Annotated in this window: 16 protein-coding genes; 5 read left to right on the top strand and 11 right to left on the bottom strand. The window is 30.9% G+C overall.

Features of this window, described 5'->3' with window-relative positions; translation table 11 throughout:
• Positions 1-10 precede the first annotated feature (10 nt).
• The 10 genes from ACP5FO_RS02640 to ACP5FO_RS02595 all read right to left on the bottom strand — a co-directional run bounded on the left by ACP5FO_RS02640 (position 11) and on the right by ACP5FO_RS02595 (position 10,061).
• Positions 11-892 (bottom strand): DMT family transporter, encoded by an 882-nt coding sequence (locus ACP5FO_RS02640; RefSeq protein WP_428109222.1) that lies wholly within the window; start codon positions 890-892, stop codon positions 11-13.
• The gene (gene hypD, locus ACP5FO_RS02635; protein WP_428156977.1) at positions 885-3,290 is read right to left on the bottom strand and encodes a trans-4-hydroxy-L-proline dehydratase; all 2,406 of its coding nucleotides are present in this window, start codon (positions 3,288-3,290) and stop codon (positions 885-887) included. Before hypD ends, ACP5FO_RS02640 begins: the two co-directional genes overlap by 8 nt.
• Before the next feature lie 2 nt (positions 3,291-3,292).
• Entirely contained in the window at positions 3,293-4,189 is an 897-nt protein-coding gene (locus tag ACP5FO_RS02630; RefSeq protein ID WP_428109233.1) for a glycyl-radical enzyme activating protein, read from the bottom strand.
• The gene (locus tag ACP5FO_RS02625; RefSeq protein WP_428109237.1) at positions 4,186-4,839 is read right to left on the bottom strand and encodes a GntR family transcriptional regulator; all 654 of its coding nucleotides are present in this window, start codon (positions 4,837-4,839) and stop codon (positions 4,186-4,188) included. The genes ACP5FO_RS02630 and ACP5FO_RS02625 overlap by 4 nt, the downstream gene beginning before the upstream one ends.
• Positions 4,840-4,909: 70 nt before the next feature.
• On the bottom strand, positions 4,910-5,614 hold the full coding sequence (locus ACP5FO_RS02620) for a Bax inhibitor-1/YccA family protein (RefSeq protein ID WP_424662832.1): 705 nt from the start codon (positions 5,612-5,614) through the stop codon (positions 4,910-4,912).
• Between the two features lie 43 nt (positions 5,615-5,657).
• Complete coding sequence (locus tag ACP5FO_RS02615; RefSeq protein ID WP_428109242.1) at positions 5,658-6,542, bottom strand: DMT family transporter; 885 nt, start codon at positions 6,540-6,542, stop codon at positions 5,658-5,660.
• Positions 6,543-7,265: an amino acid ABC transporter ATP-binding protein gene (locus ACP5FO_RS02610; RefSeq protein WP_428109247.1), complete on the bottom strand. Its 723-nt coding sequence runs from the start codon at positions 7,263-7,265 to the stop codon at positions 6,543-6,545.
• A complete protein-coding gene (locus ACP5FO_RS02605) occupies positions 7,252-7,929 on the bottom strand; it encodes an amino acid ABC transporter permease (RefSeq protein WP_428109254.1) in 678 nt (225 codons plus the stop codon). The genes ACP5FO_RS02610 and ACP5FO_RS02605 overlap by 14 nt, the downstream gene beginning before the upstream one ends.
• A 69-nt stretch (positions 7,930-7,998) precedes the next feature.
• Positions 7,999-8,757: a basic amino acid ABC transporter substrate-binding protein gene (locus tag ACP5FO_RS02600; RefSeq protein WP_428156976.1), complete on the bottom strand. Its 759-nt coding sequence runs from the start codon at positions 8,755-8,757 to the stop codon at positions 7,999-8,001.
• A gap of 92 nt (positions 8,758-8,849) precedes the next feature.
• Entirely contained in the window at positions 8,850-10,061 is a 1,212-nt protein-coding gene (locus ACP5FO_RS02595; protein WP_428156975.1) for an L-lactate MFS transporter, read from the bottom strand.
• A 232-nt stretch (positions 10,062-10,293) separates the two neighbouring features.
• On the opposite strand from ACP5FO_RS02595, the gene miaA reads away from it, so the two are divergent.
• Positions 10,294-11,205, top strand: a complete 912-nt coding sequence (gene miaA, locus ACP5FO_RS02590) for a tRNA (adenosine(37)-N6)-dimethylallyltransferase MiaA (RefSeq protein ID WP_428156974.1) — start codon at positions 10,294-10,296, stop codon at positions 11,203-11,205.
• Here miaA and htpX read toward each other — a convergent pair.
• On the bottom strand, positions 11,182-12,030 hold the full coding sequence (gene htpX / locus ACP5FO_RS02585) for a zinc metalloprotease HtpX (RefSeq protein WP_428110582.1): 849 nt from the start codon (positions 12,028-12,030) through the stop codon (positions 11,182-11,184). The genes miaA and htpX overlap by 24 nt on opposite strands.
• Before the next feature lie 120 nt (positions 12,031-12,150).
• Here htpX and ACP5FO_RS02580 point away from each other — a divergent pair, with 120 nt between their 5' ends.
• Genes ACP5FO_RS02580 through ACP5FO_RS02565 form a run of 4 tightly spaced genes read left to right on the top strand, consistent with a single transcriptional unit; the run spans position 12,151 to position 15,037 of the window.
• A complete protein-coding gene (locus tag ACP5FO_RS02580; RefSeq protein WP_428110581.1) occupies positions 12,151-12,909 on the top strand; it encodes an SDR family NAD(P)-dependent oxidoreductase in 759 nt (252 codons plus the stop codon).
• 14 nt (positions 12,910-12,923) lie between these two features.
• The gene (locus tag ACP5FO_RS02575) at positions 12,924-13,889 is read left to right on the top strand and encodes a 3'-5' exoribonuclease YhaM family protein (protein WP_428110580.1); all 966 of its coding nucleotides are present in this window, start codon (positions 12,924-12,926) and stop codon (positions 13,887-13,889) included.
• A 4-nt stretch (positions 13,890-13,893) separates the two neighbouring features.
• Positions 13,894-14,460, top strand: a complete 567-nt coding sequence (gene tmk / locus ACP5FO_RS02570) for a dTMP kinase (protein WP_428110579.1) — start codon at positions 13,894-13,896, stop codon at positions 14,458-14,460.
• A complete protein-coding gene (locus ACP5FO_RS02565; RefSeq protein ID WP_428110578.1) occupies positions 14,441-15,037 on the top strand; it encodes a hypothetical protein in 597 nt (198 codons plus the stop codon). Before tmk ends, ACP5FO_RS02565 begins: the two co-directional genes overlap by 20 nt.
• The last annotated feature ends 1 nt before the right edge of the window (position 15,038 follow it).

Genomic DNA, 15,038 nt, shown 5'->3' with positions numbered 1-15,038 from the left:
AAAAAACAAATTAAACTTTTCCATACCTAAAGGATATAACTATAGCACTCATAATGAACAAAATGCCAATTGATTGCCACAAATCAATTGTTTGCTGAAAAAAAATATAAGCCAGCACCGTAGAGCCAATAATTTCACCTAAAGTTGTAATTGCTACAGCAGTTGCTTTTAAATACTTTAATGCCCAGTTAAATGCCGTATGTCCAATGAGCTGTGGTACGATTGCAAGTAAAAAAATAAAAGAAAAATCTCTGCTTGAGTAATGTATAATATCCTCATTTGCAAATATAGCCAATATAGTTATAAAAATTGCAGCAAAAGTATATACTAAAGTAACGTATCTGTTTGTATCCATATTTTTTCTTAGTTTGGAGCCAATAATAAAGTAAAAACTTACGCTAAAAGCACCAATAATTGCTAAAATATCTCCAAATAAAGCTGTTTTGTCAATTTTTTCACTTAAAAGATTGCCATCGCTTGCTGTTATAATAACTGTACCAACAAAAGATGCGATTAATGCAATTACTACCTTTGGCGAAATTTTTTCTTTCATTAGAATTAAAGACAATATTACAACAAAAAATGGGTTTGTACTAACAAGCACAACAGAACTTGCAATAGACGTATATTTCAATGAAGCAATCCAAAAATAAAAATGCAAAGCCAAAAATACACCGCTTGCAAAACCCAATAAAAGTTCTTTTCTAGATAAAGGAAATAATTTGTTCTTGTTTATAAAATTCATTAAAAGCAATATAAAAGCTGCAATATCAAGTCTGTACATTGATAAAACAATACTTGGGACATTTGCACATTCTTTTATAAAAATAGATGCAAAACTTACGCCTATTATACCAATTAAACTTGCTAAAACTATTTTATTCTTATTCAAAACTATGCTCTGTTCTTGCTATGATTTCATTTTGCAACTGTTCATTTAAATGGCAAAAATAATCACTGTATCCTGCTACCCTTACTATCAAATCAGAGTAATCTTGAGGTTTTTTTTGAGCTTGCCTTAGAGTATGCGCATCAACAACATTAAATTGCACATGATGACCATCTAGCTTAAAGTAAGCTCTAATTAAACTAACTAATGCATCTGTACCTTTTTTGTCTTTCAACAAATCTGGCGTAAATTTCATATTAAGCAGTGTTCCGCCAGTTTTTATGTGATCCATCTTTGATGCAGATTTTATAACAGCAGTTGGTCCTTTTCTATCTGCACCCTGCACTGGTGATATACCTTCAGAAATCGGCTCATATGCTAGTCTACCATCAGGTGTTGCAAGCATTTTTGATCCAAAATAAACATGTACAGTTGTGGGAAGCATATTTATTCTAAATGTCCCGCCTTTGTATGTTGCTTTACCATCAATATTATTAAAAAATTCTTCAAATACTTCTTGCATAATAGTATCTGCATAATCATCATCATTTCCATATTTTGGCACTTTATTGAGCATAATTTGCCTTTGAACTTCAAAACCTTCAAAATTGGATTTTAGCATTGAAAGTAAATCTTGTGGTTTTATTGTTTTTTTCTCAAATACAAGATACTTTATACTTGAAAGACTATCTGTAATTGTACCAATGCCTGTACCCTGTATATAACAGGTATTGTACCTTGCGCCGCCTGCATTAAAGTCTTTGCCTTTTTTTACGCAATCATCAATTAAAATTGATAAAAATGGGGCAGGGCAGTATTTTGCATATATCTGCTCAATAACAAGGTTACCTTTAATTTTCACATCTGTAAAGTATTTTAATTGTTTTTTAAAAGCATCAAATAATTCATTGAATGTTTCAAAATCTTTAAAATCACCTGTTTTTAAACCTATTTGTTTGTTTGTTAAGGGATCTATACCATTATTTAATGTAATTTCCAAAACTTTTGGAAGACTAAAATAACCTGTTAAAGTATAACTTTCTTTACCAAAAGCACCTGATTCCACACAACCGCTTGTACCACCAAGCCTTGCATCTTCTATAGATTTACCTTGCCTTAGCAATTCTTGAACAACAGCATCAGCATTAAAAATAGCAGGTTGTCCAAAACCGGTTTTTATTATATCTATGGCTCTTTTGATAAATTCATCTGGCGTTTTTTTACTTACATGGATTGATGGATTTGGTTGTACAAGTCGCATTTCTTCAATTACATCCAGTATTAAATAAGACAACTCATTAACGCTGGGGTTGCCTTTTTCATCTAATCCCCCTAAATTTATTTGAGCAAAATCAGTGTATGTTGCGCTTTCCTGTGCTGTTACTCCAACTTTTGCTACAGCCGGATGATTATAGAATTTTATCCATAAACACTCTAACAACTCTTTAGCTTTTTCTTTTGTTAGTTTACCATTTTCTATATCTTTTTTATAAAATGGATACAAATGCATATCTAATTTACCAGGACTAAACGAATCCCAACCGTTAAGCTCAATTACAACAGCCAGGTGGACAAACCAGTAATATTGAAGGGCTTCATAAAAACTATCTGGTTTATAGGCTGGAACCTTATTACAAATTCTTGCAATTTCTAATAACTCTTCTTTTCTTTTTTGGTCATGCTCGGTTTTTGAAAGCTCCAAAGCTTGTTCAGCATACCTGCGGGCAAATTTGATTATTGCTTTTGCAGCAATTTTCATTGCTTGGAGCTCTTCAATTTTGCTTAAGCTATCTGAATCGTTTTTTAAATCAATTATTATCTGATCTATCTGATCAATTATATCCAGCATACCAAATTTATATATCCTATCACCCAAAACTGTGTGTCCAGGCGCTCTTTGTTCCATAAATTCTGTAAAAATACCAGCTTCAAATGCGTTCAACCATGCATTATCCATGTTTGAAAATATTTTTTCTCTTATGGTTTTACCACTCCAATATGGAATTATTACATTTTTGTACAACTCAAACACTTCCTTATCTACCCTATATGGTACTTTTTCTCTTTCATTTAAAATTTTTAAGTCTTCTAAAGAATGTAGATTTATTTCAGGGTAAGTTGGTGTTGCTTTTGGCAATTCACCTCTTTCCCCAACAATAAGTTCTTCTTCAAATATTGTTACTTTTTTGTTTTCCAATATATAATCAAATGCAGCAGCTCGTTTTAAAGGTATACTATTAATATTATTATTTTTATAAAACTCTGTTAAAAGCATTGCCCTTTCTACGGATATTTTTTCTTGAGCCTGAATACTTTGTTTGTAGAGATTTTTTACACGCTTGGTGCAGCCTCTTAATGTTTTCGGTTTTTTAAAATCAACTATAGAACAATTTATTTGCATAATTAGCCTCCTACCTCAACTGTAAATTCTTGAGATCTAAAAAAATTTACTATTGAGTTAATTTCTTCATCTTTTGGCTTTTTGATGTGTTTTAGTTTAAAGTCCATGTTGAGTCTTTTGTATTTATCAACCATAAAATTATGATAGGCAAGTATATCTATTTTTGATATTTTTATTTTTTTTAAAAAATTAGCTGTTTGTGAAAGATTATCAAGATTATCGTTAATTGTTGGGATTATTGGGAGCCTTATATTAATTTTGTCTCTTGCAATGTTTGATAGCTTTTCTAAATTTTCAAGTATGATTTCATTGGAAACACCAGTATATTTTATGTGCAAAACTGGATCCATTATTTTTAAATCATATAAAAATTGATCAGCATAAACAGCCGCATTTTTTATATTTGAAAATTTTGTATAACCACATGTATCTATTGCAATATGTATATGGTTTTCTTTAAGCTTTTTAAGAAGAGCTATTAAAAAATTTGTTTGCAGAAAAGGCTCTCCGCCAGAAATTGTAACACCACCGTTTGTGTAAAATACTTTGTCTTTTAGTATCTCATCTAATATTTCATCTACACTGTAGAGCGTGCCAATTGAAGATAGCGCACCCGTAGGACAACTCTTTGTACAATCAATACATAAATCGCAAGAAAAATTATCAATATATACCTTTTTGTCAATTACTTTAATAGCATGTTTTTTACAAACAATTTCACAGGTTTTACAATTAATGCATTTATCATTATAATGAACAATGTGAGTCTTAAAACTTTGACTTTCCGGATTATGGCACCACAAACAATTCAATGGGCAACCTTTAAAAAAAACAGTTGTTCTAATACCTTCACCATCGTGTATGGAATATTTTTTTATATCGAAAATTAAACCTTTCATTTAAAATAATATTCCATAATAAATTTTTTCTGAACATCAAATGACCAATGTACATCTTTGATAAATAATGCAGCTTTTAAACAATCATTTTGCAATAGATCTATAAATATATCATGTTCTTTTATAGACCTTTTTTCCCATTCTGGTAAATAATATTTTTTTCTTGGAAAATCGTAAAGCCTCTGGCGCAAGTTATCAATTATCTTAAGCGCGTGGTGATTTTTACTCAAACAAAGGTAAGTATTATGAAAATCTACATTGTTTTTATAGTAAAGGTCAAAATCTGAATCATCTATTGCTTTTTGCATTTTTGTGTTGAATTCTTTTAGTTTTTCAATTATATTGGTATCAATATGACTACATACCTGGTGTATTATAGAACATTCTAAAGCTCCAATAATTTCATAAAAATATTTAATTTCTTCCAGGCTCAATTCGTTTATTAATATGCCTTTTCTAGGTTTAATCGTAACAAAACCTTCCATTTCAAGCTGTAAAAGAGCATCTCTTAAAGGTGTTTTACTTATTTTGAGCTTGTTCGATAAAGCATTTATATCAATATAGTCACCACCTTTTAAGTTTTGTTTGTTTATTTGGTCTTTTAAGTATTCATATACCTGCTCTCGCAAGGACTTTAAATTTATTTCCATCTGATATCTGATATATCACATTTTAAAAAACAAAAAATAACAACCTTAAGAATTCATACTAATTTAGTACTTATTCTCTTTTCCCCATTCCAAACAAATTCAAAAGCATTAAAAATAGGTTTATAAAGTCAAGGTATAGAGCAAGTGCTCCAATTACTGATCCTTTCAATACACCAGAGCTATCTTCTACATCGATAGAATAACTCATTTGTTTTAATTTTTGATTATCATAGGCTGCGAGACCCGCAAACACAATTACACCGATTACACTTATAACAAAGTACATCATTGGACTTTTTAAGAATATATTAACGACACTTGCAATAATAACGCCAATCAAACCCATAAACAAAAAATGCCCAAATCCAGTTAAATCTTTCTTAGTGGTTAATCCAAATAAACTCATTATTAAAAACATTAAAGCGCTTGTTCCAAAAGCTGAAGCAATCACGGTTTGCGTATATGCTAAAAAAATAAAAGACAAAGTAACACCGTTTAGTAAACTATATAGAATAAATAAAAAAGCTGCCACCTGGGCATTGAGTTTATTTATCCCGGCACTAATTGTAAAAACTAAACCCAGCTCTCCAATAATTAATACCCAAAATAATATAGGATTTGCTGCAATAGCCATCGTAATTTGCTTATTAATAGAAACTGCATAAGATACCAAAAATGTTAAGCCAAGACCGAAAAACATCCATAAGTAAACTTTACTTATAAAGCTTGACGCGCTTATTGCTTGTTCTTGTGTTCTTAAAATACTGTTTGGCATTCCTTACCTCCTTTTATTTTCAAATTATAATCACTTTTGCAAATTAATCAAGAGTGTGTGGTTTTATAGACACGATTATAATTGAGCTTGCAATAAACATCAACCCAATCACTGATGAAATAAATATCTTTTGACCCAAAAAGATATTTAAATAAATCAAAGATAAAAATGGTGTCAAATATATAACATTTGATATAATATGCGTTTTTAAATTCTCAAGAGCTTTAAACCAAAATATAAAACTAATACCATTTATAAATGTACCATTTATAAATAACCAAAATAAGCTCTTTATGTCAGGAATTTTAAAAGAAGATAGTATAAATAATGTTGGAGTGATAAAAAATAAAACAAATAAAAAATAAAAAAAGACACTTGTGGTTTTCTCGAAATTTTTTTTCTTACCAATAATAGAATATGTTGCAGCACTTAAAGCTGCAAGTATTGCAAAAAAATCCCCTTCAATATTCCCAAAGTTAATTTTAGCTATATTTCCTTTCGTTATAATAATAGTTATGCCAAAAAAACTTATTAAAATAGCAAAAACTTTTCTTATTGTTAATTTTTCTTTAAATACAAATATTGAAAAAATAAACAAAAATACTGGCCATGTGTAGTTTAATATAAAAACTACAGCAGCATCTGCAATACTAAAAGCTTTATAAAGCATGAGATAATTAAAATAAATTCCAATAAATCCAATCAAAGCCATATAGAAATAATCTTCAAGTTTATATGAAAATAAAAGCTTAATTTTTTTTTGAAAAATTACAAATAAAAAAAGGACAAATGTAGATATGACACTTGAGTAAAAAAGCATCTGAATATTATCCAGATTACTTAAAATTTCTTTTGAAGCAATTGGTATAAGCGCCCAGCATGCAATACAAATTGTTAAGTATAAATAACCTTTTTTAGTGTTTTGCATCTAGAGAATTTTGCTAATAAAAGCTTTAGTGCGTTCTTGTTTTGGGTTTGTAAAAATTTCCTGTGGTGAACCTTCTTCCACAATCTGACCGTCGTCCATAAAAACAACTCGATCTCCAACTTCACGAGCAAATCCCATTTCGTGAGTTACAACAATCATTGTCATGCCTTCTTTGGCTAAATTTCTCATAACAGAAAGCACTTCTCCTACCATCTCAGGATCAAGAGCACTTGTGGGTTCATCAAACAACATTACAATGGGGTTCATTGCCAACGCCCTGGCAATTGCAACACGCTGTTGTTGACCACCAGACAACTCATCCGGGTAGTTGTTAGCTTTTTCTTCCAAACCAACTTTTTTTAGCAAATTCATGGCTATATTTTCGGCTTCTTCTTTAGACTTTCCAAGCACTTTAACCGGTCCAATTGTAATATTATCAAGCACAGATAGATGAGCAAATAAGTTAAAATGCTGAAAAACCATACCAACTTCTCTTCTTACTAAATTTAAGTTAGTTTTGTTGTGTGTAATCTCGACATTGTTAATATAAATTTCCCCGCTATCGACTTTTTCCAATCCATTCAAACATCTCAAAAAAGTACTTTTACCAGAACCAGATGCTCCCATTATAACAACGACTTCTTTTGGCTTAATTGACAATGACACACCTTTTAGTACCAAATTTTTTCCAAAACTTTTTTTAACATTCTTAGCGTCTATCAATTTTAAATCTCCTTTCTAGATAACCAGAAATCCCAGTTAATGTAAAAATTATTGCTAAATAAATTATGGCTACTGCAGTCCAGATTTGAAGTGATGCAAATGTCGTAGAAATAATAATTTGACCTTGTCTTGTTAGCTCTGATATAGAAATCACAGATAATAGGGAAGTGTCTTTAATAGTTTGTATAAATTGATTAACTAAAGGAGGAATCATACGCTTAAAAGCCTGGGGTAATATAATATATCTCATAGTTTTATATTTTGTCATACCAATGCTGTAGGCTGCTTCTGTTTGACCCTTTCCTATAGATAAAATACCAGCCCTTATAATTTCTGTAATGTATGCTCCCTCGTTTAAAGAAAGTGCTAGTATACCTGCAATCGGTGTGAAATAAGGATGAAACCACTTATGTAATGGTAATATCATTGGAAGTGCAAAGTAAATATAAAAAATTTCTACAAGTAAAGGCAAACCTCTAAAAATATGGACATACACTTCACCTGTTTTTTTAAATACAGGATTGTGTGAAATTTTAAATAATGCAAAAATAAGTCCCAGTATTGTTGCTACTATTATCACAACTACAGAAAAAAAGAGCGTTAGTTTTGCACCATAGAGCAATTGCGGTAAATTTTGCCAAATAACATTAAAAAAACTACTCATCAACTTTATCCCTTTACAAAATTAAAGCCAGACAACACTATGCAAATTGTCTGGCTTTTTTATTATTTTTTAATTTGTAATTAGACCTGCGTTGTCATCTCCAAAATATTTTCTGTATAATTTTAAATAAACGCCATTTTTAATGATTTTTTCAAGTCCAGCATTAACTTTTTCAAGTAATTTTGGGTCCTGTTTGCTAACAGCTATACCATAATCTTCACCTGTCAATAATTTTCCAACTGTATGTACATTTTTATGAGTTTTTGCATAGTTAATATTAACAGGGTTATCAAATACAACTGCCTGAGCACCACCGTTTTGCAATTGATTGTAAGCATCATCGATATTGGTAAAGCGCTCTACTTTAATATCTTTCATTTTTGATAGCATTATATCAGCTGTTGTACCCAGTTTTGTAGCTACAGTTTTACCTTTTAAATCAGCCAAATCTTTAATAGGGCTACCTTTTTTTACCAATATTGATTGTCCAGAATGATAATAAGGTTTTGAAAAATACACAACTTGCGCTCTCTGTGGAGTAATTGTCATACCAGCTACTGCCATCTGGATTGTGCCAGTTTGCAAAGCCGGAATTAAACCCTGAAAATCCATTGTGTGCCATTCTACTTTAAATCCTTCTGCTTTTGCAATGGCGTTCACTAAATCCACATCAAACCCTACAACTTTGCCATGTTCTTCCATCTCAAATGGTGGGAAAGTAGTATCCACCCCAACCTTTACGACCTGCTCAGCTTGCGCCAGATTTGCCAAGCCAAAAGAAAAAATAAATGCAAATGAAACTAGAAATAAAAACAACTTACGCAACATACAAACCCCCTATTAATTTTCTACTTAAATTTTAACAAATTATAATAAAAATGTCAATTATAAATTAGAGGGGCTGAAATCCCCTCTAATGTTTAAGACTTGGGAGGTCTTAAGGCCAATGAGATTATGATACCTACGATTGCTATTATCATTACTATTGGAAACACTGAATAATATGATCCTGTCATATCTTTAATTTTACCAGATAAAAGCGTTCCCAATATTGCTGCTATACCATATGCTGTAAATATAACGCCATAATTTTTGCCATAGTACTTTGTTCCAAAAAAAGTTTTTGTAGCGGTTGGTGCAATAGCGAGCCATCCGCCCAAAGTAAACCATAACAGTGAGAATGCCACAAAGTACATTCCAATGCTTTTTGAAGTATATAATAATCCTGTAGCTAAAGCAATAACTACAAAAGATAAAGCTGCTGTATTTCTTGGCTTTAGTTTGTCTGTAAGCCAACCAAACAAAGGTCTGCCTGCAAAATTGAAAATAGCAAATAATTGAAGTGCAGAAGCTGCTAATGCAGCAGATAACTTTAATTCTTTTCCAACCGGCGCTGCAATGCCAATTGCCATTATACCAGCCATTGCCCCTATTATATATAAAAACCACAAAACCCAGAATGTAGACTTTGTCATAGCTTCTGGTCGGTCGTAATCCTTAACAGCAGTTACTGTTTGGGCTTGCGAAGATATAGCTGAAGTCACTTTAAAATCTGGCGGCGGGAACTTAAACGGTAAAGATAAAAGTACATTAACTATCAAAAAAACCACACCTAAATATAAAAATGTATTAAGCGGACCAGAAGACGCTATCAATGCTTTAATAATTGGCGCCATAATTAAAGCAGAAAGCCCAAAACCGCCAACAGTTAATCCTATTGCCAAGCCGCCTTTATCTGGAAACCACTTAGCAGCAACAGCAATTGGACAGCCATAAACTAAGCCTACACCAAAACCGCCAATTATACCGTAGATTAAAGCAAGCATCCCAATGCTTGTGGACAATCCAGCTAAAATCCAACCAATACCAACAAGTATGCTCCCTAGTATCATGGTATTCCTTGGTCCCCACTTTTGCATCAAGTTACCGCCAATAGGCATAGCTACAGCAAAAACAGCCAAAAATAACATAAAAGGGTAACCGCTTGCTGTTGCAGATATGTTCCAGAGCTTTTCGAGTGGAACCCTAAACAAACTAAAAGAGTAAATAGCTCCAAGCATGATATTGACAATTAAACCAAGTATAACATAAAGCCATCTACCACCACCTACCTGTGCAGAGTCTTGTGCCATACTAAGACCTCCTTACAAATAAATTAATTATTTGTAAGAAATATATCAAATAAAATTTAATTTGTCAACTAATTTTTACTTAAATATTTTAAAATAATAAGTGAGATAAAAAAAATGTATTAATTTGGACTCTATCATTTAATTAACAATTTACTTTATAGCAATAATTTTTATTGGTAAAAATTATTGACAATATATTGAAAATCTTGCAATTTTTGGTAACATAAGAGCAATGAAAACTATAGTAATTTTGGGACAAACAGCGACGGGAAAATCAGAATTAGCATATAAACTTGCAAAAGCTTTAGAAGGTGAGATAATTTCTGTAGATTCAATACAAATTTATAAATACTTTGATATTGGTTCTGCAAAGCCACCCAAAAATTATTTAAATGATGTAAAACACCATTTAATAGACATTAAAGAACCAAATGAGGATTTTAGTGCACAAGAATTTGCCGTTTTGGCAAAACAAATAATTAAAAAAATTAAATCACAAAATAAGATTCCCATCCTATGTGGTGGCACATTGTTTTATTTTGATGCTTTATTAAATTCACTGGACATAATACCTCAGGTTGATTTAAAAATTAAAGATTTTTTTAATGACATTAGTGAAGATAATTTTATTAATTTGTATGAATGGCTAAAAATTATAGATCCAAAATGGGCACAAAAAATAAATAAAAACGATAAACAAAGGATAAATAGAGCTTTAAGTGTTTTTTTGCAAACAAAAACAAGTTTAACAAAATTCTTTAATATGAGAAAAAAAGAAGATTTTTTTAAAGATTGTTTGATATTTTCATTGCAGATTACAGACGTGGACTTAGAACAAAAAATTACTGAAAGAACACTAAACATGGCTGATGATCTAATAGTTGAAACAAAAAATATTATTAAAATGGGCTTTGCCCACACAAAGCCCATGCAGTCAATCGGCTATAGACAGGCATTGCTTTATATAAACGGCAAACTAAGCAAAGATGAAATGATACAAAGCATAATTAAAGAAACAAAACAATACGCAAAACGGCAAAAAACATTTTTTAATTCAAAATTTAAAGAAAAAAGCATACAGATTGATTATAAAAACGCTTTTGATAGAATTTTATCAATCTTAACTCAAAGCCATTCTCCTTAATCTTTCGATACGTTCTTCAATTGGTGGATGGGTTGAAAAAAGATTCATGACACCTTTTGCACTAAATGGATTTACAATAAATAGATTTTCCGTTACAGAGTTTCCTTGTAGCGGTATTTGTTTTGAGTAATTATCAAGTTTTTCCAATGCGCTTGCAAGGTACAGCGGGTTTCCACTAAATTCAGCTCCAGCTCTGTCAGCTTCGTATTCTCTGGCTCTTGATATGGCAAGCTGTATCAAAGTAGCTGCCAGTGGAGCAAATATTGCAAAAGCAATCAAAACAAATGGGTTAGATTCAGAATCCCTATCCCTTGATAGTCCTCCAAACAATGCAGCCCACCTTATCATATCTGAAATAATCATTATAGCACCAGCAATTGTAGCTGCAATAGAAGATATCAATATATCCCTGTGTTTTATATGTCCGAGTTCATGCCCTAAAACACCCATTAGTTCATTTTCGTTTAAAAGTTTAAGAGCACCAACTGTTACAGCAACTGCAGCATGCTTTGGATTCCTACCAGTTGCAAATGCGTTTGGTGCATCTTGAGGTATTATATATATACGTGGCATCGGAATATCAGCATTTTGAGCAAGCCTTCTTACTATCCTAAATAACTCAGGATATTCGCTTTCTGTAACTTCTTGCGCATGATACATTGACAGCGCAATTTTGTCTGAAAAAAAGTAACTGAAAAAATTCATCAAAATAGCTAAGCCAAAGGCTATCAATGCACCACTTTTACCTCCAACTGCATTGCCAATTATCACAAAAAGTGCAGTCAACAAGCCCAGTAAAAGCGCTGTCTTGACTGTATTTATCATAATGTTTACCTCCATTTCATGATTTTTTAATTATTATAAAACATTATTAAAAATTGTCAAGCATCCTTGAATATGTTGGTTTCCTGTAGTATAATTAAAAATCGAAATAGGAGGTGTACTATGGGAAGTGTTCTTATCACGGGAGCATCAAGTGGTATAGGCCAAGCTTGCGCTGAAGTTTTTGCAAAAAATGGCTATAATCTAATATTGAATGCTAGAAGAATAGACAAACTTGAAAAAATATCAGAAGAGCTTAAAAAAGAAAACGTTAATATATTTTATAAAAAAACCGATATGTCCAATAAAGACGAAATATTTAATTTTGTAGAATCAATACCTAAAGAATTTTATCCAATCGATATACTTATAAATAATGCTGGTTTATCACGTGGTTTAGAGTCATTAGATCAAGGCAATATTGACGACTGGAATGAAATGATAGATACAAATGTTAAGGGCGTGCTGTATATAACAAAACTTATTATACCTATAATGAAAAAACAAGGCTTTGGACACATAATAAATTTGGGCTCTATTGCAGGACATGAGTCATACCCTGGTGGCAATGTGTATTGTGCTACAAAAGCTGCTATAAAATCTTTGACAAAAAGCTTAAGAATGGATTTAATTAGGACGAATATACGTGTTTCAAGTATAGATCCAGGTATGGTAGAAACCGAATTTAGCGAGGTTAGATTTAGGGATAAACAAATGGCCAAAAAGGTTTACGAAAACATTAAACCTTTATATGCCAAAGATATTGCTGATGTTATATTCTATGTGGCCACAAGACCTCAGCATGTTAACATACAAGATGTTATTATAATGCCAACACAGCAGGCAAGTGTTTTAATAAACGATAGAGACTACAATAAATAGGGAAGGGAGGCGTTTTGTTTGAAATAATTAAAGAAATCAAAGAGAAAAAACATCAAGAAATAAATGGTGAGATGTTTATTGTTATGGAAAAACATTTTCTTGATGCAAAAAATGGAGATAAATATATTGGTTTAAAATTAAAAGACAAAAGCGGTATTATAGAAGCAAAAATCTGGAAAAATTTATACCACTTGCACGAAAATTTTAAAGAAGGGGATTTTGTAAAACTTAAGGCAAAAACAAATTATTATAAAGATAACTGGCAGCTAATTATAGAAAATATTGAAAAAATAGAAGTTGATGAAACAATAAAAGATGAGTTTTTACCAAAGACAAAAAAAGATATTGAAGTTTTAACCAAAGAGCTTTTCGCTATTATAAATGGTACTCAAAATCAAGCGATAAAAAAATTACTCCTTAGCGTTTTTGAAGAAGATGAATTTTTTGCAAAGTTTAAAAAAGCCCCTGCAGCTAAAAGCATGCATCATGCTTATATTGGTGGATTAATGGAACATACCATTTCAGTTGCTAAAATAGCCAAAGAAATTGCTAAATTTTATATGCCTATTGATACTGATATATTAGTTGCAGGTGCTTTACTTCATGATATTGGTAAAGTATATGAAATTGATGCTTCAACATTTAATTACACAAACGAAGGAAAGCTAATTGGACATATTGTGATTGGATATAATCTTGTTAAAGAAAAAATCAAGAATATAAAACTATCTAATGAACAAGAGGTTCAGATCTTGCACTGCATATTGGCTCACCATGGTGAATATGAGTATGGCTCTCCAAAAATTCCAAAAACTAAAGAAGCCTTATTACTTCACTTAATTGATACAATGGATTCAAAAATGGAGCCTTTGCAAAATATACAAGCCAATGAAACTAATTGGAGTGAATCAATTAAAATATTGGGCAGAAGTTTTTTTGTACCAAAAACTAACAAAACCGAAGAACTTACGCTATTTTAATTTTATGAAATATATTGTTTTTGAAGGTATTGATGGTAGTGGCAAAACTACAATATCTAAAATGTTTGTTCAGTATCTATTTGATAAAAACTATAACGTTTTTTACACAAAAGAACCTTATACTAAGGAAATAGACTCTCTAATTAGACAAAACCAAGCCAATAAAACGCTACTTTTTTTATTTTTGGCAGATCGATCAATACACATTCAAAATCTCAAAAAGCAAAATGTTGATTTTATAGTAAGCGATAGGTCTTTTTACTCAACGATTGCCTACCAAGGCTATGGTGGTAATATAAATATTGATTTTGTAACAAGTTTAAATGAATTTGTGATTGATGGATTATTTCCTGATGCAGTATTTTATTTAGATTGTGATGTAAAAACTGCATTAAATAGAATAAAAAAACCTGACGCCATAGAAAATAAAGATTTAGCTTTTTTTGAAAATGTAAGGCAAGGTTATTTAGATCTTGCTAAAAAATATAATTTTTTTACAATTAACTCGCAATTAAACTTAGACAAGGCCTTCGCAAGTCTATTAGAGCAATATGAAAGAAAATTTAAATAAGTTTACAACATTTGCCCTCATAAATGCTAACCTTGAAGATGCTAAAGAGTTTTCTTTAAGCATAGGTGCAGATGTTTTGTATGAGTACCCAGATCTAAAACTCCAAGACGTTGGAGAAATTAGAGCAAAATCCTACGAATTTAGTGAAGAACCAAACGCGTTTTTAATTGGAAAAGCAAATTTAGAGTCGCAAAATTCTTTATTAAAACTAACAGAAGAACCTATTAATCATAATTTTTTTATTTTCTATGAAACCGAATACATAATTGATACTATAATTTCGAGATCGCAAATTGTTAGTTTTAAGATCGAAAATGTAAATATTGACGAGTTAATTAATCTTTTCAAAAATGACGATAGGAGTAATTTTTTAAAAGAATTACTTAATATAAAAAACAAAAGCAATAAAAATAAAACGATTTTTTTAAAATATATTAAAAGCTTAATCAATACACTTTCAAATATTTATCCTAATAAGTCAAGACTTTTAATTGAAGAATACAAAAATTTGAGGACTTACAATTTAGATATTGATTTGTTTATTGCTAATTTGTGTGTTGAGCTTTGGAGGATATAAT

It is taken from the genome of Desulfurella sp. (genome assembly GCF_049977265.1).
Lineage (GTDB): Bacteria > Campylobacterota_A > Desulfurellia > Desulfurellales > Desulfurellaceae > Desulfurella.
This window is presented reverse-complemented; position numbering and strand designations above follow the sequence as displayed.

Bases quoted from the DNA above. Each gene is read 5' to 3' on its own strand.
- hypD (WP_428156977.1), bottom strand. From the start codon at position 3,290: ATGCAAATAAATTGTTCTATAGTTGATTTTAAAAAACCGAAAACATTA.
- ACP5FO_RS02630 (WP_428109233.1), bottom strand. From the start codon at position 4,189: ATGAAAGGTTTAATTTTCGATATAAAAAAATATTCCATACACGATGGT.
- ACP5FO_RS02625 (WP_428109237.1), bottom strand. From the start codon at position 4,839: ATGGAAATAAATTTAAAGTCCTTGCGAGAGCAGGTATATGAATACTTA.
- ACP5FO_RS02620 (WP_424662832.1), bottom strand. From the start codon at position 5,614: ATGCCAAACAGTATTTTAAGAACACAAGAACAAGCAATAAGCGCGTCA.
- ACP5FO_RS02615 (WP_428109242.1), bottom strand. From the start codon at position 6,542: ATGCAAAACACTAAAAAAGGTTATTTATACTTAACAATTTGTATTGCA.
- ACP5FO_RS02605 (WP_428109254.1), bottom strand. From the start codon at position 7,929: ATGAGTAGTTTTTTTAATGTTATTTGGCAAAATTTACCGCAATTGCTC.
- ACP5FO_RS02600 (WP_428156976.1), bottom strand. From the start codon at position 8,757: ATGTTGCGTAAGTTGTTTTTATTTCTAGTTTCATTTGCATTTATTTTT.
- ACP5FO_RS02595 (WP_428156975.1), bottom strand. From the start codon at position 10,061: ATGGCACAAGACTCTGCACAGGTAGGTGGTGGTAGATGGCTTTATGTT.
- miaA (WP_428156974.1), top strand. From the start codon at position 10,294: ATGAAAACTATAGTAATTTTGGGACAAACAGCGACGGGAAAATCAGAA.
- htpX (WP_428110582.1), bottom strand. From the start codon at position 12,030: ATGATAAATACAGTCAAGACAGCGCTTTTACTGGGCTTGTTGACTGCA.
- ACP5FO_RS02580 (WP_428110581.1), top strand. From the start codon at position 12,151: ATGGGAAGTGTTCTTATCACGGGAGCATCAAGTGGTATAGGCCAAGCT.
- tmk (WP_428110579.1), top strand. From the start codon at position 13,894: ATGAAATATATTGTTTTTGAAGGTATTGATGGTAGTGGCAAAACTACA.
- ACP5FO_RS02565 (WP_428110578.1), top strand. From the start codon at position 14,441: ATGAAAGAAAATTTAAATAAGTTTACAACATTTGCCCTCATAAATGCT.